The 19186-nt window shown below is 57.2% G+C and carries 17 protein-coding genes and 1 pseudogene; 11 read left to right on the top strand and 7 right to left on the bottom strand.

The window, feature by feature from the left end; genetic code table 11:
- Positions 1-18: 18 nt before the first annotated feature.
- Positions 19-942, bottom strand: coding sequence for a LysR substrate-binding domain-containing protein (locus IM290_RS10885; RefSeq protein ID WP_015570563.1), 924 nt, complete (start codon positions 940-942; stop codon positions 19-21).
- A 227-nt stretch (positions 943-1169) separates the two neighbouring features.
- Between IM290_RS10885 and IM290_RS10890 the strand changes: the two genes are divergently transcribed.
- Both IM290_RS10890 and IM290_RS10895 read left to right on the top strand, forming a co-directional pair.
- A complete protein-coding gene (locus IM290_RS10890) occupies positions 1170-2513 on the top strand; it encodes a VOC family protein (RefSeq protein WP_017384005.1) in 1344 nt (447 codons plus the stop codon).
- 42 nt (positions 2514-2555) lie between these two features.
- On the top strand, positions 2556-4061 hold the full coding sequence (locus IM290_RS10895) for a carboxylesterase/lipase family protein (protein ID WP_193042181.1): 1506 nt from the start codon (positions 2556-2558) through the stop codon (positions 4059-4061).
- Here IM290_RS10895 and IM290_RS10900 read toward each other — a convergent pair.
- Entirely contained in the window at positions 4048-4890 is an 843-nt protein-coding gene (locus IM290_RS10900; RefSeq protein WP_193042180.1) for a LysR family transcriptional regulator, read from the bottom strand. The two genes, IM290_RS10895 and IM290_RS10900, sit on opposite strands and share 14 nt — an antisense overlap.
- A gap of 113 nt (positions 4891-5003) precedes the next feature.
- Between IM290_RS10900 and IM290_RS10905 the strand changes: the two genes are divergently transcribed.
- Both IM290_RS10905 and IM290_RS10910 read left to right on the top strand, forming a co-directional pair.
- Positions 5004-6173, top strand: coding sequence for a pyridoxal phosphate-dependent aminotransferase (locus IM290_RS10905; protein WP_193042179.1), 1170 nt, complete (start codon positions 5004-5006; stop codon positions 6171-6173).
- A 10-nt stretch (positions 6174-6183) separates the two neighbouring features.
- Entirely contained in the window at positions 6184-6957 is a 774-nt protein-coding gene (locus IM290_RS10910; protein ID WP_193042178.1) for a transporter substrate-binding domain-containing protein, read from the top strand.
- An 81-nt stretch (positions 6958-7038) separates the two neighbouring features.
- Here the strand turns inward: IM290_RS10910 and IM290_RS10915 are convergent, their stop codons facing one another.
- On the bottom strand, positions 7039-7284 hold the full coding sequence (locus tag IM290_RS10915; RefSeq protein WP_072049628.1) for a hypothetical protein: 246 nt from the start codon (positions 7282-7284) through the stop codon (positions 7039-7041).
- A 30-nt stretch (positions 7285-7314) separates the two neighbouring features.
- On the opposite strand from IM290_RS10915, the gene IM290_RS10920 reads away from it, so the two are divergent.
- Together IM290_RS10920 and rimL are read left to right on the top strand one after the other, a co-directional pair.
- Complete coding sequence (locus IM290_RS10920; protein ID WP_193042177.1) at positions 7315-8970, top strand: glucan biosynthesis protein D; 1656 nt, start codon at positions 7315-7317, stop codon at positions 8968-8970.
- Between the two features lie 95 nt (positions 8971-9065).
- The gene (gene rimL / locus IM290_RS10925) at positions 9066-9605 is read left to right on the top strand and encodes a 50S ribosomal protein L7/L12-serine acetyltransferase (protein WP_017384000.1); all 540 of its coding nucleotides are present in this window, start codon (positions 9066-9068) and stop codon (positions 9603-9605) included.
- On the opposite strand, the pseudogene ydcK reads toward rimL, so the two are convergent.
- A pseudogene (gene ydcK, locus IM290_RS10930) lies at positions 9600-10574 on the bottom strand (YdcK family protein); the annotation flags it as partial. The gene rimL and the pseudogene ydcK overlap by 6 nt on opposite strands.
- Positions 10575-10702: 128 nt before the next feature.
- Here ydcK and tehA point away from each other — a divergent pair.
- Together tehA and tehB are read left to right on the top strand one after the other, a co-directional pair.
- Entirely contained in the window at positions 10703-11698 is a 996-nt protein-coding gene (gene tehA / locus IM290_RS10935; RefSeq protein ID WP_193042176.1) for a dicarboxylate transporter/tellurite-resistance protein TehA, read from the top strand.
- Positions 11698-12291, top strand: a complete 594-nt coding sequence (gene tehB, locus IM290_RS10940; protein ID WP_193042175.1) for a tellurite resistance methyltransferase TehB — start codon at positions 11698-11700, stop codon at positions 12289-12291. Before tehA ends, tehB begins: the two co-directional genes overlap by 1 nt.
- Here tehB and pepT read toward each other — a convergent pair.
- Positions 12288-13517 carry a peptidase T gene (pepT, locus tag IM290_RS10945; protein WP_017693444.1) on the bottom strand — a complete coding sequence of 410 codons (1230 nt, stop codon included), beginning with the start codon at positions 13515-13517 and terminating at the stop codon, positions 12288-12290. The genes tehB and pepT overlap by 4 nt on opposite strands.
- Before the next feature lie 111 nt (positions 13518-13628).
- On the opposite strand from pepT, the gene IM290_RS10950 reads away from it, so the two are divergent.
- Together IM290_RS10950 and IM290_RS10955 are read left to right on the top strand one after the other, a co-directional pair.
- Positions 13629-15224: an ABC transporter substrate-binding protein gene (locus IM290_RS10950; protein ID WP_193042174.1), complete on the top strand. Its 1596-nt coding sequence runs from the start codon at positions 13629-13631 to the stop codon at positions 15222-15224.
- A 134-nt stretch (positions 15225-15358) separates the two neighbouring features.
- Entirely contained in the window at positions 15359-16033 is a 675-nt protein-coding gene (locus IM290_RS10955) for a DUF3313 domain-containing protein (RefSeq protein ID WP_111962067.1), read from the top strand.
- A 33-nt stretch (positions 16034-16066) separates the two neighbouring features.
- On the opposite strand, the gene IM290_RS10960 is transcribed toward IM290_RS10955, so the two are convergent.
- Complete coding sequence (locus IM290_RS10960) at positions 16067-16963, bottom strand: DMT family transporter (RefSeq protein ID WP_023303719.1); 897 nt, start codon at positions 16961-16963, stop codon at positions 16067-16069.
- Positions 16964-17137: 174 nt separating this feature from the next.
- Here IM290_RS10960 and IM290_RS10965 point away from each other — a divergent pair, with 174 nt between their 5' ends.
- Positions 17138-18010: a helix-turn-helix domain-containing protein gene (locus IM290_RS10965; protein WP_032648282.1), complete on the top strand. Its 873-nt coding sequence runs from the start codon at positions 17138-17140 to the stop codon at positions 18008-18010.
- Here IM290_RS10965 and IM290_RS10970 read toward each other — a convergent pair.
- The gene (locus tag IM290_RS10970) at positions 17990-19156 is read right to left on the bottom strand and encodes a benzoate/H(+) symporter BenE family transporter (RefSeq protein ID WP_039270769.1); all 1167 of its coding nucleotides are present in this window, start codon (positions 19154-19156) and stop codon (positions 17990-17992) included. The genes IM290_RS10965 and IM290_RS10970 overlap by 21 nt on opposite strands.
- Positions 19157-19186 lie beyond the last annotated feature (30 nt).

Here is a 19186-nt window from a genome sequence, read left to right on the forward strand (position 1 = left end):
CGGGTTCTGCGTTTAGGGTCAGAGAGGCATTGATTTACGAATGGCGCTTAACAGCGTTTGGGCGCCTTCAGAGAGCGGGGCATCTACCCGCGTCAGGATCCCAATCGGTTCTCCCGCGCCGGGCGATGTTACCGGCAGCGCCGTAAGCACGCCGCGTCGCAGATCGTCCTTCACCGCGCCGGACGGCACAAACCACACGTAGTCGTAATCCACCGTAAGCTGGCGCGACAGCGATGCCGAGAGCGTTTCAATACACCCGGAAGGCAGCGTGCAGCCCTGCATTTGCAGCAACGCTTCCGCATTCTGACGCGGAACGGTTCCTTTTGGTGAGACCACCACCGGCCACTCCATCACGCGGCTCAGGGTCACGGTGTCCTGCAACAGGGGATGATTCGGACGCACGACCAGCTTCAGCGATTCCAGGAACAGCAGCTCGTAATTCAGGCCGCTCATCAGTTCCGGATCGGACATCCGCCCAATACCCAGATCCAGCTCGCCTGACTTCAGGCCCGCCAGCAGCATGGTGTTATTCATGGTCGCGACCTGAAGCGTGGCGTGCTTTTGCTGACGGTGGAACTGGCCGATCGCCGCAGGCAGTATACCCAGCGCCGCCGTTGGCAGCGCGCCCACGCGCACGATGTCGCTGGCCGACTCCTCTTTGCGGTTGAGCGCCTGACCGGCGGTATTGAGGGCATCGAGAACTTTAACGGCATGCGTCAGGAACTGTTCACCCACGAGAGTAAGCTGAGCGCCCAGACGGCCGCGATCGAACAGGCGGGTTCCGGTAAGCTGTTCCAGTTCGTTCAGCGTTTTGGATAGTGCAGGCTGACTGAGGTTAAGGGTTTCAGCCGCTCGCCCCAGCGTTCCCTGTTGAGCGACGGCCACAAAAGTATGCAAATGGCGCAAGCGTATGCGCTGACTGAACAGACCATTTTTTTCCATAGGCGATGTTAAAAACAGAGCGACGCGGGTGACAAGTTAAGATGTTTGAATTTGATAACCTGATAGCAAAATATTTTTAACATTTGATCTATTTGAGTTACAACCGTTTTTCGAAAATGCCCACGCTTTGACCACTGGTCTGCCTGGATCACAATTCGTAAATTCTTCCCAACGAAAGGAACGGGCTTCTCTACACTCCAGGTAGTATTCACTGGAGGCATGACATCATGGCGAACACCATCACGGCTGATGATATTCGGGAACACTTTTCGCAGGCTATGTCGGCGATGTACCAGCAGGAAGTTCCGCAGTACGGCACCTTGCTGGAACTGGTGGCGGACGTTAACCTGGCGGTTCTGGAAAATAACCCACTTTTACATGAACAACTGGCAAACGCAGACGAACTGGCGCGCCTGAATGTTGAACGTCACGGTGCGATCCGCGTTGGCACCGCGCAGGAGCTTTCCACCCTGCGCCGGATCTTCGCCATTATGGGCATGTACCCGGTCAGCTATTACGATCTCTCCCAGGCGGGCGTGCCCGTCCACTCGACGGCGTTTCGTCCGACAGACGATGCGGCGCTCTGCCGTAATCCGTTTCGCATTTTTACCTCGCTGCTGCGCCTTGAGCTGATTGAAAACGTTGCGCTGCGCGAAAGGGCGGCGGAGATCCTCTCCCGGCGCAACATCTTTACGCCGCGCTGCCTGGAACTGATCGACCTGCATGATGCGCAGGGACACTTTACTGAGGCACAGGCGCGCGAATTTGTGCAGGAAGCCCTGGAAACCTTCCGCTGGCATCGCCATGCGACGGTCGATCAGGAAACCTATCTGGCGTTGAGCAACGAACATCGCCTGATTGCCGACGTGGTCTGTTTCCCGGGGTGCCATATCAACCATCTCACGCCGCGCACGCTGGATATCGACCGGGTGCAGGAGCTAATGCCGAAGTACGGCATTGAGCCGAAAATTCTGATAGAAGGCCCGCCGCGCCGCGAGGTGCCGATCCTCCTGCGCCAGACCAGCTTTAAGGCGCTGGAGGAGCCGGTGCTTTTCGCGGGAGAACACAAGGGCACCCATACCGCGCGTTTCGGTGAGATTGAGCAGCGCGGCGTGGCCCTTACGCCGAAAGGACGCGAGCTGTACGACAGTCTGTTAAATCAGGCCGGGACCGGCAAAGACAACCTGACCCACCAGCTTCACCTGCGCGAGATCTTCAGCGCCTTCCCGGACAGCGAAATGTTCCTGCGCCGTCAGCGGCTGGCTTATTTCCGCTACCGTCTGACCCCGACAGGTGAGGCGCATCGCCACGCATTTCGTCCCGGCGACGATCCGCAGCCGCTGATCGAGCGCGGCTGGGTTGTGGCACAGCCCATCACCTACGAGGATTTTCTGCCCGTCAGTGCGGCGGGGATCTTCCAGTCGAATCTTGGCAATGAAACGCAGGCGCGCAGCCACGGCAATGCCAGCCGCAATGCCTTCGAAGCCGCGCTCGGCTGTGCGGTGTACGACGAGTTTTCGCTTTACGAGGAGGCGGAAGCGCGCAGCAAACAGCGTTGCGGTTTGCTCTGAAACCGTTACTCTGCAAGGGTGTGATGGAAAAAGAAGGTTGGTATGGAAAATCCCTCCGCCCCTGTGGTTGAAACGCGCCAGGGCGCACTGATTGGTTTTACTGAAGGCGATACCCACGTGTGGTGCGGCATTCCCTATGCGGCGCCGCCCGTAGGCCAGTGGCGGTGGCGTTCCCCGCGTCCCCCCGCGCGCTGGGATGGCGTGCGTCTGGCGACGGCGTTCTCCGCCTCCAGCTGGCAGAGCAGCGAAAGCTGTCAGGAGCTGGGCGGCGGCGATCCCGGCCAGTTCTCTGAAGACTGCCTCTACCTTAACGTCTGGTCGCCAGTCGCACGCGCCGATCCGCTTCCGGTGATGGTCTGGCTGCACGGCGGAGGATTTACCCTCGGTGCTGGCGGGCTGCCTCCGTATAACGGCAGGGCGCTGGCGAAGCGCGGCACGGTGGTGGTGACGATCAATTACCGTCTCGGACACCTCGGTTTTTTTGCCCATCCGGCGCTGGAGGGGGAAGAAGAGCGCGTGGTGCATAACTTTGCGCTGCTCGATCAGATCCAGGCCCTGGAATGGGTGCGCGATAACATTGCCGCGTTCGGCGGCGATCCTGAGAACATCACCGTATTTGGCGAGTCGGCCGGCGCGCGCAGCGTGCTGTCGCTGATGGCCTCCCCGCTTGCGGGAGGACTGTTCCATAAAGCCATTGTGCAAAGCGGGTACACGCTGCCCGACACCCCACGCGGGCAGGCCATGCATAAAGGCGAAGTGATTGCCGCCCATTTCGGCCTGCAAAATGCCACCGCGGAACAGCTTCGCGCGATCCCGCCTGAGGCGTTCTGGCCGCTGACCTCGCCGCTGAATATCGCCCCTGCGCCCATCGTGGGTGACTGCGTTTTGCCTGAGGCCATGCTCGACGTTTTCTTCGCGGCTCGTCAGCATCCTGTACCGGTGATGATTGGGTCGAACAGCGACGAAGCCAGCGTGATGTCGGTATTCGGGGTCGATCTGGCCGGGCAGATCCAGAAGCTCCGCCGCGAGCGGCGTTTTGGCCTGGGGCTGATAAAGCTGCTTTATCCTGGCGTGAAGGGCGATGAGGAACTTGGCAGGCAGGTATGCCGCGACATGGCCTTTACCACCATGGGATACGTGGTGATGCAGGCCCAGCAGCGGGCGGGCGGCCTGTGCTGGCGATACTGGTTTGATTATGTGGCCGAAGCGGAGCACGCGACGTACATCAACGGCGCCTGGCACGGCAACGAAGTACCCTACGTGTTCGATACCCTTGGACAGGTGGAACCCTCGAGGCAGTATGTAAATGAACGCGATCTGGCCTTCGCCGCTCAGGTGGCGGATTACTGGGTGAGCTTCGCCCGGGATGCGGGGGGACGTGATAGCCTGACAGGGCCCACGCGCTGGCCCGCCTGCCGGAAAGGGCGAGACGTGCTGTTACGTATCGGTGTGAATAAACATGCAGGTTTTCGGCTTGAAAACCGCTTCATGCGTGCCCGTATGAGCCTCTTCAAACGGGTGATGAAACACCACGTCAGCCTCGACTGAGCAGACAGGCGCGAAACGCATCCAGTCCGTTTTCCGGGCCGGGTGCGTCGCGTAATATCAGCCGGTAGCTCGCCCCCGTCTTTATGCTTGTGTCAAAAGGCCGCATCAGCCGTCCGGCGCGCACGTCCTCCTCCACCAGCGTTTCATCCGCGATGGCGATGCCCAGCCCCTGAATGGCGGCGGTAATGGCCAGATCCATGGTTTCGAAGTGTTGATTTTTGAGCATAGCTGGCGGCGGACCCGGCTGTTTCGCCAGCCACAGCGTCCAGTCCGTTTTGTCCCGCGTGGGGTGAAGGAAGGTGAGAGTTTCCAGCGCAGAACCGGCCCGTACCGGGCTCATCACCGGGGTTAAGGCCTCTTCGAACAGCAGATCGCCGGCGCTCATGTGTGTCCCAAACACAATCGCCGCGTCACAGGATTCGGTTTTGAAATTGACGTTATGATCGGTGGTGGTGGTCAGCGCAATCTGGAGTTCCGGCTGTTCGCGCTCCACCTGTAGCAGCTGCGGCACCAGCCAGCGCATCGCGCAGGTAGGCGCTTTCAGACGAATAACGGTCTGGTGCGTTCGTGCCTGTTCAGCAACGTTCAGCAGGTGCTCAAACGCAGATTGCAGCTCCGGCAGCAGGGCGCTTCCCTGAGAGGAGAGACGCAGGCCGCGCGCATGGCGCTCGAACAGCGGGAAGCCGAACCAGCTTTCCAGCGAAGCGATTTTGCGGCTTACCGCCCCCTGCGTCAGACAAAGCTCCCTGGCGGCATGGGTTAGATTCAGGTGACGCGCGGTCACGATAAATGTCTCTACGGCATTGAGCGGAAATGATCGACGCGACATATCTCACCTTAGCTATGCGTTTTTGTCATGGCTATTATGACAACAATTCGATTGTCCCGGCAATGAAGTTGTTGTTTGAATAGTTATGCATTCACCACGAGAAGGGACAGAGGATGACTTTGAAAACGCCGGTGCAGACACGATCCAAATTGCCCGAGGTGGGAACCACCATTTTTACCGTTATCGGCCAGCTTTCAGCCCGGCATAACGCCATCAACCTTTCTCAGGGTGCGCCGAATTTTTCCTGCGACCCAAAACTTATCACCGGCGTGACCCGCGCCATGGAGGCAGGGCATAACCAGTACGCCTCCATGACCGGGCTGCAACCGCTCAGGGAGCGCATTGCGGACAAAATTGCCACGCTCTATGGCACACGCTATGACCCGGCGAGTGAGGTGCTGGTGACCGCCAGCGCCAGCGAAGGGCTTTACTCAGCCATCAGCGGGCTGGTTCATCCTGGGGATGAGGTGATCTATTTCGAGCCTTCCTTTGACAGCTATGCGCCGATTGTGCGTCTGCAAGGGGCGACGCCGATCGCCATTAAGCTGACGGTACCGGATTTTGCCGTGAACTGGGATGAAGTACGGGCGGCTATTACCCCGCGCACGCGGATGATCATCGTCAATACGCCGCACAACCCGAGCGGGCAGGTGTTTTCAGCCGCCGATCTGCACCAGCTGGCAGCGCTGACGCGCCACACCGACATCATCATTTTGTCTGACGAAGTGTACGAGCACGTCGTTTTTGATGGCGAACCGCACCACGGAATGGCGACGCACCCGCAGCTGGCGGAGCGCAGCGTGATTATTTCTTCTTTCGGAAAAACCTATCACGTCACCGGCTGGCGCGTGGGTTATTGTGTGGCACCCGCGGAGCTGATGGATGAGATATGTAAAGTCCATCAATTTTTAATGTTCTCGGCCGATACGCCGATGCAGTACGCGTTTGCCGAACACATGACCGATCCGCAAACCTGGCTGTCGCTGGCGGCGTTTTATCAGCGCAAGCGCGATCTGCTGCAAAGTTTGCTCGCCGACTCACCGTTCAGGCTGCTACCAAGTGCCGGTTCGTTCTTCCTTCTGGCGGATTACAGCGGCTTTAGCGACGAGCGCGACAGCGAGATGGTGAAAAGGCTGATTGTCGAGTACGGGGTTGCCACCATTCCGCTGTCGGCGTTTTATGCCGATGGCACGGACAATAAGTTAATCCGTCTCTCTTTTGCGAAAGATGAGGCGACGTTACGGGCAGGTGCCCAGGCCCTTTGTCGGGTTACACCACGTTAAGGAATTTGAGATGAAATTACGCGCGTTAGTTGTCGGCATGGGACTGTTGTGTTCATTCTCGTCGTTTGCCGCTACCGAGTTGCGATACGGGCTGGAAGCGGAATATCCGCCGTTTGAAAGCCGCAATGCGTCAGGGGAGCTGGAAGGGTTTGACGTAGAGCTGGGAAATGCCATCTGTAAAGCCGCCGCGCTGAAGTGCAGCTGGGTTGAAACCTCGTTTGATGCGTTGATCCCCGGTCTGGTGGCGAAAAAGTTCGACGCCATAAACTCGGCGATGAACATCACCGAACAGCGTCGCAAAAGCATTGATTTCACCCAGCCCATCTATCGCATTCCCTCCCAGCTGGTGGGCAAAGCCGGTTCTGCGGTAGAGGCTACCACCGAAGGGCTGAAGGGCAAAACCATCGGCGTTCTTCAGGGTTCAATTCAGGAAACTTACGCCAAAGAGCACTGGGAAAAGCACGGTGTCACCGTGGTGTCTTATAAAGATCAGAATATGGCCTGGGGAGATCTGCTGAATGGCCGCATCGATGCCTCGCTGGTCATGTCAGCGGCCGGGCAGGCAGGTTTCCTCAGTAAGCCGCAGGGTAAAGGGTTTGGCTTTATCGGCAAACCGGTGTCGGACGACACCATCCTCGGCAGTGGGATCGGCTTTGGGCTGCGTAAGGGGGATGAGGCCACCAAAAAGCAGCTAGATGCCGCAATTGATAAAGTACGTGCCGACGGCACGATCGCTAAACTGGCTGATAAGTACTTCCCGGGTATCGATGTCAGCGTAAAATAACCGCCTCGTTGGTCCCGGCTGTTGATGTCCAGCCGGGACACTTTTAAATACACTTCATCCTTCAGGCTGCCTCTGCGTTGGCTACGTCTGTTCACCCCAGTCACTTACTTGAGTAAGCTCCTGGGGATTCTCAGACTTGCCGCCTTGATCCAGCATGAATGATTTTGTGTATTTACTGTTTTTTACACCACTTTCAGGCCGTTCTGGTCGACAGAAAATATTTCTCGGTTTGTTCAGATAATCACCCGCCAACAATTGGATTCTTAACCGTTTTTGTTTAGGCTGTGCGTTCTTTCTTGCCGTCATTTCGCTGCGCGCGAAACTCATTCACACGACCATAAGGACGTTTTCTCAGGCATGAATCGCAGACGTTTTCTCAAAGGTTCCCTGGCAATGGCTGCCCTGAGCGGCACTTCTGGCCTTGCTTCTCTGTTTTCCCAGGCGGCGTATGCTGCTGACTCCGACATTGCCGACGGTCAGAGCCGTCGCTTTGACTTCTCTGTTCTGCAATCCATGGCGCACGATCTGGCGAAAACCGCGTGGGGCGGTGCGCCGCGTCCGCTGCCGGAAACGCTGGCCACCATGACGCCGCAGGCGTACAACGCCATCCGTTACGATGAGAAGCAGTCGTTGTGGAATAACATTGAAGGCCGTCAGCTGGACGCCCAGTTCTTCCATATGGGGATGGGGTTCCGCCGCCGCGTGCGCATGTTCTCGCTGGATCAAACCACCTCTCAGGCGCGTGAGATCCACTTCCGGCCTGAGCTGTTCAGCTACGGCGATACGGGCGTGGATACCCGCCAGCTTGAAGGGCAGAGCGACCTCGGCTTCGCCGGATTCCGCGTCTTTAAAGCGCCGGAGCTGGCGCGACGCGATATCGTTTCGTTCCTGGGCGCGAGCTACTTCCGCGCGGTGGATGATACCTACCAGTACGGCCTCTCTGCGCGTGGTCTGGCGGTGGATACCTTTACCGACACCCCGGAAGAGTTCCCGGATTTCACCTCCTTCTGGTTTGAAACCGTGAAGCCGGGTGATTCCACCTTTACCGTCTATGCGCTGCTGGACAGCCCGAGCATTACCGGTGCCTATAAGTTTGTGATCCACTGTGAGAAGAGCCAGGTGATCATGGACGTCGAAAACCATCTCTATGCGCGCAAAGACATCAAGCAGCTCGGCATCTCGCCAATGACCAGCATGTTTAGCTGCGGCAACAACGAACGCCGCATGTGCGACACTATTCATCCGCAGATCCACGATTCAGACCGCCTGGCGATGTGGCGCGGTAACGGGGAGTGGATCTGCCGGCCGCTGAACAACCCGCAAAAGCTGCAATTTAACGCCTACCAGGATAAAAACCCGAAAGGCTTTGGTTTGTTGCAGCTTGACCGTGACTTCTCCCATTACCAGGACGTCATGGGCTGGTATAACAAGCGACCAAGCCTGTGGGTCGAGCCGCGCAACAACTGGGGGAAAGGTTCCATTGCCCTGATGGAGATCCCGACAACCGGCGAGACGCTCGATAACGTGGTCTGCTTCTGGCAGCCAGAGAAACCGGTGCAGGCGGGTGATGAGCTGGACTTCAAATACCGTCTCTACTGGAGCGCACAGCCGCCGGTGCGTTCCCCGCTGGCAAACGTCTACGCCACCCGTACCGGTATGGGCGGCTTCCCGGAGGGCTGGGCGCCGGGTGAAAATTACCCGAAAGTGTGGGCCCGTCGCTTTGCCATTGATTTCGTCGGGGGCGATCTGAAGGCCGCCGCACCGAAGGGCATTGAGCCGGTGATCACCCTGTCCAGCGGTGAAGCGAAGCAGGTGGAGATCCTCTACGTCGAGCCGTTCGACGGGTATCGCATTCTGTTTGACTGGTATCCAACCTCTGACTCCACCGAGCCGGTGGATATGCGCCTGTTCCTGCGCTGTCAGGGCGATGCCATCAGCGAGACCTGGCTGTACCAGTACTTCCCGCCCGCGCCGGACAAACGTAACTACGTTGACGACCGGATCATGCGCTAGTCCTTATGGGTTTGTGCCGGGTGGCGACCCGGCCTGCTCCGGACGCATTTGTAGGCCGGGTAAGCGTTAGCGCCACCCGGCAATTAAGAGGCACCATGTCTTCAGAAATCATCCCCGTTAACCAGGAAATCGAGCTTCGCGCCGTCGAAGAGCGCTATACCACCGATCTGCATAACCTCGTAATCAAAAACAAAACCTGGCTGCAAACCGCCTTTGACTGGGCGCAGCATGTCGGCAGCGAAGAGGACACGCGCCGCAACGTGCAGAGCAACCAGATGTTGCACCAGCGCGGTTACGCCAAAATGTTCCTGATTTTTATGAATGACGAGCTGATAGGCGTGCTCTCCTTCAACGCGATCGAGCCTGCGAATAAGGCCGGGTATATCGGCTACTGGCTTGACGAAGCGCATCAGGGGCAGGGTATTCTTTCTCAGGCGCTCCAGGCGTTTATGCGCTATTACGTTGAGCGCGGTGAGATCCGCCGTTTTGTGATCAAGTGTCGCGTGGATAACCAGAGCAGTAACCGGGTGGCGCAGCGCAACGGTTTCACGCTGGAAGGTTGTTTGCGGGAAGCGGAAATGCTCAACGGTCGCTACGATGACGTGAACCTGTACGCCAGAATCTTCCCGCTATAGCGCCCCCAGCAGCGGCGTCCGGGTGATCCGCGTGTCGCCGTTAATCACTTTGGCTCCCCGGACGTGAATGCTTTCACCCTCCAGCGCCTCGATAACCGCATCGTCCGTTATTTCCACCTGATGCTCAATCAGGACATCGCCGCTGATACGCGCCCGCCCCTGAATGACCACTTTGTCATCAATCAGGATCGGCCCGCCGCGTAACCACGCCTCGCCGCCTATTAATACGTGGTGTTTAATGACGCAGTTGCCTTCGACGAGGGCGTTTTCCGCGACCTGTGAACTGTACCGCACGGTCGGGATGGCATCATCCTCCAGACCGGCCAGCAGACGGGCGTTGCCGTACACTTTGGCGCAGTCGCACACCCAGACGTTATTCATCGCGTTGCCCTCAATAATGGCGCGATCGAATACCTCGGCGCGGTGCTCAACAAAGGCCCAGGTCACCATGGCATCGCCGTAGATTTGCGCCTGATGCACAATACGCGACTGGCTGACCGTGGCTCTGTCATAGATTTGCAGGATCTGCTCACGGTCGGGTGTCAGCCCTTTAGCTGCAATCACCAGGCTGTTATGCAGCACCCGCGCGTCACCCGCGATACGGCATTCCCCGCGTACGGTGGAGTGCTGAATTGTGACGTTGTCACTTATTACCGCCCCGTGACTCACCTCTGCCGCGTCAAGCCAGCCGTTGCCGCCAACGTGTGCGCCGTGGCTTACGATGCAGGGTTGGGTGAGGCGGGCGTTACCGGATATCCTGGCCCCGGCAAACACCACGCTGTTTTCATCGTAAACCCAGCAATCCCCGTCCTGGGCGAGCGCGTGTTCATCATCAACCCAACCGCCTTTAGTCCCGCTGGTCACATCGTTAAAATCCTTCACGGCAATAATTTGTCTGAGAGGCGTTGTGCACGCCGTTGAGCCGTCCTGCCAGCGCCAGAGACGCGTTTCATTGCTAAGCCGATATTTTTGTCATCGTGATATCCCTGAAAAGCCTTTCAATAAACGTAGCAAAGTTTTGGTTTTTCGAAGTGCTGGCGTCCGCTCAGGAAACCCCTTAAAATGGCATTTAAAATACATTTTAAAGTTTAAAAAAAATGCATAACCAAAACCAACGTGTTCTTAACTTGCCCGCCGGGTATTTCGGTATGGTCCTCGGGACCATAGGCATGGGGTTCGCCTGGCGTTACGCCGGCACCATCTGGCCGGTGACACGCTGGCCGGGCGAGATCCTGGTGGCGATGGCGGTAGCGATCTGGTTCCTTCTGAGCGTGGCGTTTCTTACCCGTGCGGTACGGTTTCCACATAGCGTGCTGGCCGAGATGCGGCATCCGGTAATGAGCAGTTTTGTCAGCCTGTTTCCTGCCACAACGCTGCTGGTGGCCATCGGCTTTGTGCCGTGGTATCGCCCGCTGGCGCTGGGGTTGTTTAGCGTGGGCGTGGTGATCCAGCTTGCGTATGCCGCCTGGCAAAGCGCCGGGCTGTGGCGCGGCAAGCATCCGGAAGAAGCCACGACGCCGGGACTGTATCTGCCGACGGTAGCGAACAATTTTATCAGCGCGATGGCCTGCGGTGCGCTAGGCTTCCACGACGCGGGGCTGGTGTTCCTTGGTGCCGGGGTCTTTTCCTGGCTGAGCCTGGAGCCGGTCATTTTGCAACGCCTGCGCAGCGCGGGCGAACTGCCCGCTGCCCTTCGTACCTCGCTCGGGATCCAGCTTGCGCCTGCCCTGGTGGCCTGTAGCGCCTGGTTTAGCGTCAACGGCGGCGAAGCGGACACCTTCGCCAAAATGCTTTTCGGCTATGGCCTGTTGCAACTCCTGTTTATGCTGCGTCTGATGCCGTGGTATCTGTCGCAGCCGTTCAACGCGTCGTTCTGGAGCTTCTCGTTCGGGGTGTCGGCGCTGGCGACCACCGGTTTACATCTGGGGCAGAGCAGTCCGTCAGGGTTCTTTCATGCCCTCGCGGTTCCCCTGTTTATTTTCACCAACTTCATCATCGCGATGCTGCTGGTCCGTACTTTTATCTTGCTGATGCAGGGCAAACTTCTGGTGCGCGCTGATAAGGCACTGCTTATGCAATCTGAGGAAAAATAATGACTGTCGATGAAAACTACTTTACTGAGAAATATGGGCTGACCCGCACGCACTCAGAGGTGCTGCTCAGCGCGGACATTGTTAAGCCGGGTAAAACGCTCGATCTGGGTTGCGGAAATGGCCGCAACAGCCTCTACCTCGCTGCCAACGGCTATGACGTGACGGCGTGGGATAAAAACCCGATGAGTATCGATAACATCGAGCGCATTAAGGCGGCGGAAGGGATCGCGAATCTGAAAACGGCGATTAAGGATCTGAACAACCTGACCTTTGACGGCGAATACGACTTTATTCTTTCCACCGTCGTGTTGATGTTCCTCGAAGCGAATACCATCCCTGGTCTTATCGCCAATATGCAGCGTTGCACCAGACCAGGCGGCTATAACCTGATCGTTGCTGCCATGGATACGGAGGATTATCCGTGCACAGTCGGCTTCCCGTTTGCCTTCAAAACCGGTGAACTGAGCAACTACTACGAAAGCTGGGAGCTGATCAAGTACAACGAAGAGGTAGGGGAACTCCACCGTACCGATGCCAACGGGAACCGTATCAAGCTGCGCTTCGCCACCATGCTCGCACGCAAGCCCGCTTAACGCGCGGCCAGCAGACAGAGTTGCAGGGCCGTGCGACAGGAGGCCTCGAACGACGACAGCGGTAAAAACTCAAACTTCGAGTGGAAGTTATGGGCGCCGGTGAAGAAGTTCGGGGTGAGCAGGCCTTTGGCTGACAGGGCCGCTCCATCCGTGCCACCGCGCATGGGGATCGGTTTTGGGGTGATGCCGAGCGATTCCATCGCCTCGAACATCAGGTCGATCGCGCGGCGGTCTTCGCCAATCGCATTGCTGATATTGCTGTAGGTATCCTCAATGCGGTATTCCACGTTTGCCGTGGGATGCTGCGCGGCTATTTGCGCCGCCACATCGGCAATGTGCTGCTTGCGGGCGGCGAAACCATCTTTGTCAAAATCACGAATATTGGCTTTCAGTATCGCTTCGTTCTGCCCGGCCTGGATGCCGTTAAACCAGATATAACCTTCGCGCCCCTCGGTGCATTCCGGGGTTTGCCGGCGATCGAAATGGCTGATGAAATCCGTTGCCATCAGCAGCGGATTGACCAGCACCCCTTTGGCGGACATCGGGTGAGCCGTGACGCCGGTAAAGCGAATTTCAGCCGCCGCCGCGTTAAAGTTCTCGTAAACAATCTCCCCCAGCTCGCAGCAGTCGATGGTCCAGGCAAAATCGACGTCGAAGCGCTTCAAATCCAGCGCTTTCGCGCCACACAGGCCAATCTCTTCATCGGGTACAAACGCCACCACAATATCGCCATGCTTATGTTCAGCGGTGAGGTTTTCCAGCACCGTCATGACCACGGTGACGGCCGCTTTATTATCTGCGCCTAATACGCTGGTTCCGTCGCTGAAAATAATCTCCTCATCAGGATAAGCCAGAATTTCCGGGTGCTCATTTACGCGCAGCCAAATATCTTTCTCTTTATTCAGGCAGAGATCATCCCCCGTAAACGTTAATATTTGTGGATGAATATCCGGGGATAAACCGACGTCGACGGTGTCGATATGGGTAATAAAACCAATCCGCGGCGCGCCGGGAACATTGCCTTTTTTCACGGCGGTAACGGTGGCGAACTCATCTATCACAATATCATCTAACCCCAGCGTTTTCAGCTCCTTCGCCAGCTCCCGCGCCATGTCGTGCTGACCCGGGGTGGAGGGCAGGGTTTTGACTTTCGGGTCGCTCTGGCTGGTGATGGCGAGATAGCGGAAAAAGCGTTGGGTTAATTGTCTGGAGAGTTCTGAGCCCATAGTGTTTCCTTCTGTATTTATTTTTCATGTGTTTGCGCCATCACTTTAATGTTATTTATGAAATGGCAAAAGAAGTAATTAGCCGTCGAATTAAAAAGACAGGAATAAATGATGAAAAGCACATTCACAATGATAACGCTGGCGCTTGCTGCACTGACGGTCAGTTCCACCGTCGCGGCAAAAACGCTGGTGTATTGCTCCGAAGGATCGCCGGAAAATTTCAACCCTCAGCTCTATACGTCGGGGACCAGCGTGGACGCCAGCGCCGTACCGGTTTATAACCGTCTGGTCGATTTCAAACCGGGCACTACCGAACTGGTGCCGAGCCTGGCGGAAAGCTGGGAGGTAAGCGAGGATGGCAAGATCTACACCTTCCACCTGCGCAAAGGGGTGAAATTCCACAGTAATAAGCTGTTCACGCCGACGCGCGACTTCAACGCGGACGACGTGATTTTCTCGTTTATGCGCCAGAAGGATGTGAATCATCCCTACCATAACGTCTCCAACGGCAGTTATTCCAACTTCGAAAGTCTGGAGTTCGGCAGCCTGATTACCGCCATTGATAAAGTTGACGATCGCACCGTGCGCTTCACCCTGGCGCATCCGGAAGCGCCGTTTGTCGCTGATCTGGCGTGGTACTTTGCCTCCATTCTGTCGGCGGAGTATGCCGATGCCATGCTGAAAGCGGGCACGCCAGAAAAGGTCGATATGCAGCCGATTGGCACCGGGCCGTTTAAGCTGGCGCAATATCAGAAGGATTCCCGCATCCTCTTCACCGCTTTCCCTGACTACTGGCAGGGAAAATCGAAGCTGGATCGTCTGGTGTTCACCATCACGCCGGACGCCTCGGTGCGTTTTGCCAAAGTCGAGAAGAATGAGTGCCAGGTGATGCCGTTCCCGAATCCGGCGGACCTGCCGCGTGTGAAGGCTAACAAAGACATCAACCTGATGAGCAAGGCCGGTCTGAATACCGGTTTCCTGGCGTTTAACACGCAAAAGCCGCCGCTGGATAACGTAAAAGTGCGCCAGGCGCTGGCGATGGCGATTAACAAACCGGCCATCATTGAGGCGGTGTTCCACGGCACCGGCACGGCGGCGAAAAACCTGCTGCCGCCTGGCGTCTGGAGTGCCGACAGCGAGCTGAAAGACTATGATTACGATCCAGAAAAAGCGAAAGCGCTGCTAAAGGAGGCGGGATTTGCCAACGGCGTAAGCATCGATCTGTGGGCCATGCCCGTGCAGCGGCCGTATAACCCGAACGCGAAGCGTATGGCGGAGATGATCCAGGCGGACTGGGCGAAAGTGGGCGTGCAGACCAAAATCGTGACCTACGAATGGGGCGAATACCTGAAGCGCGTGAAGGGCGGGGAGCATCAGGCCGCACTGATGGGCTGGACAACGGCGACGGGCGATCCGGATAACTTCTTCGGCCCGCTGTTTACCTGTACGTCCGCCAACGGCGGGTCGAACTCGGCCAAATGGTGCTATAAGCCGTTTGATAACCTGATTGCCGAAGCTAAATCGATAACCGATCGCGAAAAACGCGTGGCGCTGTACAAGCAGGCGCAGCAGATGATGCACGATCAAATGCCGGCGGTAATGATTGCCCACTCGACGATTTTTGAGCCAGTCCGTAAAGAGGTCACGGGCTATGAAATCGATCCTTTCGGCAAGCACCTGTTCTGGCAAGTGGACCTGAAGGAGTAATTTTTCACTGCCCGGTTTCGGTTGGGCAGTTTTTTCGCTATTTGTGCTGTCTTCGTCATTTTTTGCCACAACACATCGCCCGGTTTTTTGTTATAACTTCAAGTGCATACTTGCAGATAAAATGGAATACCATCATGCGTACTCACACTTTTTTTAAAGTTGCAGTGCTTTCTGGTCTGTTGGCCCTTTCCGGCTGTGCGTCAAAAGTCGCAGCCCCCGATCAATATTCAGGCTTTTTAAAAGATTACTCCGGCTTGCAGGAGATGAAATCTGCAACCGGGAAGCCAACCCTGCGTTGGGTTGACCCGTCCTATAATGAGGCGAATTACGACAGCATTATCTGGACGCCGATAACCTATTATCCGACGCCAAAACCGACCACTCAGCTTGGGCAAAAAACGCTTGATGAGCTGTTGAATTATACCAATACCAAACTGAAAACCGCGATTGGCCAGCGTAAGCCGATTGTGACGACGCCGGGCAAACATAGCCTGATCTTCCGCGGCGCCATCACGGGTGTGAGCTCAGACAAAGAAGGTTTGCAGTTCTATGAAGTGGTGCCTGTGGCGCTGCTGGTTGCGGGTACGCAGATGGCAACGGGCCATCGTACCATGGATACGCATCTGTTCTTCGAAGGTGAGCTGATCGACGCGGCCACGAACAAACCGGTGGTTAAAGTTGTTCGTAAAGGTGAAGGGAAAGAGCTGGCGAACGAGAATACGCCGATGGGCTTCGGCACCCTGAAGCAGGTTGTGGATGACATGGCGACGGATGCCACCATGTTTGATGTTCATCAGACAGCAAATTAATACAAATGGCCTGCATTTTCGCAGGCCGTTTTTTTATGCCGTCCGCAGGCGGCGGAACCAGGTTTCCGGCTTCGTAAACATCACCATATTCCCGCCCAGTATCAACAGCAGGCCGACGATCCCGTTGAGATGCCACACGTAACCCTCGTACACCGTTGAAATCGACAGCGCCACCAGCGGGAACAGCAGGGTGCTGTACGCGGCTTTACCGGGACCAATGCGGCCTACCAGCGTAAAGTAGGCGCCGAAGGCAATCACCGAGCCAAACAGCGCAAGATAGAGCAGCGCCCCCATATAGCTCACCGTCCATTCCGGCATAAAGCTATCGCCCCTGAAGAGCGCGATAAGGCCCATCACGACGGTGCCATACAGCATCGCCCAGGCGTTGGTGGTCATAGTTTCCAGCCCGTTTCGCTGATGACGCATGCTGATCATATTCCCCAACGAGAAGCCGTAGGTGCCGAGGGCGGAAAGCCCGATGCCCGTAAGCAACGACGCGCTCCAGCCGCTGGCGAGCAGATCGTTCCAGAACAAGGTAATGATCCCGATAAGCCCCAGCGCTGCCGCCGTCCAGAAGCGTGCGGGTGGGCGCTGGCCGAAGAAGATAAAGCTGTTGATGGCGTTATACAGCACGGCCATCGAGAAAATCACCGACTCAAGGCCGGTATTGATATGGGCGGCGGCGGTGTAAAAGCACCAGAAGTTGAAACAGAAAACGCAGCAGCCCTGAAGCATGCAGTAGAGATGATCCCGCAGCGCCAGCCTGCGCAGACGGCGAAGGGCGACCAGGACGATCATCATCGTGGCGCTGGCCACGGCGAAGCGCCAGAAAATGGAGACCGGCGCTGCAACCGGCCCCTGTTGTAAAAAAATGGCGATCCAGGTCGTGCCCCAGATCACAACGACCAGCCCATAGAGTAATGCGTTCATGGTGTCTCTCTTCTCATACCGCGAAAAACAACAGTGTGGCGAAAGAAGGGGGGCCCGGCTTTCATCGCCTTGCGCCGGACTTGCAAATTCTTGCGCTTTTTTCTCGTACAATGGCTGGTAACAGGCTGCAACACTTCTTAGACTGACAGTCTGATTAATCACCTGTTTACGGCCATGTCTCTCGTTTACGACACCTTTGAAACGTTACGCCAACAAAATGCAGTGCTGCGGGAAACCGTCGCGCTCAATACTGGCATTCAACTGGCGGCGTGGTACAACAAGCACGACACGATCACGGTGAAAAGCAACCATCACACCCTTAGCCTGTATGTGGCGGATGGCTATGAAAGCTATCAAAAAACGCCGTGTGGCTGGAAAAATGGCGGCGGGCCGGACCGTTTTTGTCTGATGCCGGAAGAGAGCGAATCCACGTGGGATATTCGTGACGACCTGTCGTTTGTGCACCTCTACTGCACCGATGAACACCTGCGGGACGTGGGGGAGAAAATCTGGGATAAACGACCGCTATCGCTGACGCTGGAGGAAAAAATCTTCGGCAGCGATCCGAAAATCACCGCCCTTTATCGCCAATTTTTGCTCGGCTGCGACTGGCAGCAAAACGCCAATCAGCTCACTCTGAGCACCGCGTCGACCTTATTGCTGACGCATTTGGTCCAGCACTATTCCAGCGTACAGTGGAAGCTGCCGGTAGTGACCGGCGGGTTATCACCGTTTGTACTGCGCAACGTGCTGGCCTTTATCGAGGAAAACCTTGCACAACCCTTAACCCTGGCGGAACTGGCGGGCCAGGCCGCACTCAGTGAGTATCACTTTGCGCGGATGTTCCGCCAGTCGATGGGGCTGGCGCCGCATCAGTACGTTATGCAGCGCCGCATGGAGAAGGCCAAAGCGCTGGTACAGCACACGACCACGCCGCTCACCGACATCGCGCTGGCCTGCGGATTTAACTCCGCCAGCCATTTCAGTAACCGTTTTCGCAGCATGACCGGCATTACGCCGTCACAGCTACGCGCGGCGAAGGCGTGAGAAGACGGCGTAACAGATCCCTCCCAGCACCAGCCCCCAGAAGGCGGAGCCAATTCCCAGGAGCGTGACGCCGCTGGCGGTCATCAGGAAGGTAACGATCGCCGCGTCGCGTTCTGCTTCATGGTTCAGTGCCTGATACAAACTCCCGCTGATAGTGCCGAGCAGGGCCAGCCCGGCCAGCGTCTGGATGCCGCTCAGCGGCAGGGCGGCCATCAGACCGGAAATCGACCCGCCGAACACCCCCGCCAGCAGATAAAACCCGCCTGCCGCCGCCGCGGCCAGCCAGCGTTTACTGGCATCCGGATGGGCGTCCGGGCTCTGGCAGATGGCGGCAGTGATGGCGGCGATGCATATAGAATAAACGCCGAAGGGGGATAACAGCAGTGCCAGCCCGCCGGTGGCAACGATCAGCGGTGAGACCGCCAGCGGATAGCCCGATGCCTGCATGGTGGCGAAGCCGGGCGCATTCTGCGACGCCATGGTCACCAGGAAGAAGGGTAAGCCGATGCTGAGCAGGCTGGTGAAGGTGAACGCAGGGGCAATGAATTCCGGCATGATGACTGATAACGTCATCCTGTTCGTGACAACGTCACCTCCGGCCCATGCCACGAACACGCCCACCAGCAGCGTGGCGACAATGGCGTACCGGGGCGCTACGGCTTTGGTCACCAGCCAGGCGGCCAGCATACTGCCGCAAAGAAAAATGTGTCCCTCAAGATTGCTGAATGCCTTCAGGCCAAACTGTAACAGCACGCCCGCCAGCATAGCGGCGGCAAGCGAGTGCGGGATTAGTTTCATCAACCGGGCAAACAGGCCGGTGACGCCGCACAGCAGAATCAGCGCATTCGCGAATATAAATACCCCGATGGTTTCCGCCAGCGTCACGCCTTGCAGGCTGGTGGCGAGCAGCGCCGCGCCGGGAGTCGACCAGGCGGTCAGCACGGGGGCTTTATACCACCACGACAATGCCAGCGTGCTGATCCCCATCCCGAGCCCCAGCGCGGTCATCCATCCGGCAATTTGCTGTGTACTGGCGCCAGCCGCCGCAGCCGCCTGCCAGATAATGGCGGCAGAGCTGGCATAGCCCACCAGAACGGCAACAAAACCGGCCAGCACGGCAGGAAAGAGAGAGGCAGTCGATCGCATGGATACTCCGTTGTGCGTTATAACGTCCGG

It is taken from the genome of Enterobacter cloacae complex sp. S1 (assembly GCF_014930525.1).
Classification (GTDB): domain Bacteria; phylum Pseudomonadota; class Gammaproteobacteria; order Enterobacterales; family Enterobacteriaceae; genus Enterobacter; species Enterobacter hormaechei_C.

Bases quoted from the DNA above. Each gene is read 5' to 3' on its own strand.
- tehA (WP_193042176.1), top strand. From the start codon at position 10,703: ATGCATAACCAAAACCAACGTGTTCTTAACTTGCCCGCCGGGTATTTC.
- IM290_RS10900 (WP_193042180.1), bottom strand. From the start codon at position 4,890: ATGTCGCGTCGATCATTTCCGCTCAATGCCGTAGAGACATTTATCGTG.
- IM290_RS10970 (WP_039270769.1), bottom strand. From the start codon at position 19,156: ATGCGATCGACTGCCTCTCTCTTTCCTGCCGTGCTGGCCGGTTTTGTT.
- IM290_RS10960 (WP_023303719.1), bottom strand. From the start codon at position 16,963: ATGAACGCATTACTCTATGGGCTGGTCGTTGTGATCTGGGGCACGACC.
- IM290_RS10890 (WP_017384005.1), top strand. From the start codon at position 1,170: ATGGCGAACACCATCACGGCTGATGATATTCGGGAACACTTTTCGCAG.
- IM290_RS10955 (WP_111962067.1), top strand. From the start codon at position 15,359: ATGCGTACTCACACTTTTTTTAAAGTTGCAGTGCTTTCTGGTCTGTTG.
- tehB (WP_193042175.1), top strand. From the start codon at position 11,698: ATGACTGTCGATGAAAACTACTTTACTGAGAAATATGGGCTGACCCGC.
- IM290_RS10885 (WP_015570563.1), bottom strand. From the start codon at position 942: ATGGAAAAAAATGGTCTGTTCAGTCAGCGCATACGCTTGCGCCATTTG.
- pepT (WP_017693444.1), bottom strand. From the start codon at position 13,517: ATGGGCTCAGAACTCTCCAGACAATTAACCCAACGCTTTTTCCGCTAT.
- IM290_RS10965 (WP_032648282.1), top strand. From the start codon at position 17,138: ATGTCTCTCGTTTACGACACCTTTGAAACGTTACGCCAACAAAATGCA.
- IM290_RS10915 (WP_072049628.1), bottom strand. From the start codon at position 7,284: ATGAGTTTCGCGCGCAGCGAAATGACGGCAAGAAAGAACGCACAGCCT.
- rimL (WP_017384000.1), top strand. From the start codon at position 9,066: ATGTCTTCAGAAATCATCCCCGTTAACCAGGAAATCGAGCTTCGCGCC.
- IM290_RS10905 (WP_193042179.1), top strand. From the start codon at position 5,004: ATGACTTTGAAAACGCCGGTGCAGACACGATCCAAATTGCCCGAGGTG.
- IM290_RS10920 (WP_193042177.1), top strand. From the start codon at position 7,315: ATGAATCGCAGACGTTTTCTCAAAGGTTCCCTGGCAATGGCTGCCCTG.
- IM290_RS10950 (WP_193042174.1), top strand. From the start codon at position 13,629: ATGAAAAGCACATTCACAATGATAACGCTGGCGCTTGCTGCACTGACG.
- IM290_RS10910 (WP_193042178.1), top strand. From the start codon at position 6,184: ATGAAATTACGCGCGTTAGTTGTCGGCATGGGACTGTTGTGTTCATTC.
- IM290_RS10895 (WP_193042181.1), top strand. From the start codon at position 2,556: ATGGAAAATCCCTCCGCCCCTGTGGTTGAAACGCGCCAGGGCGCACTG.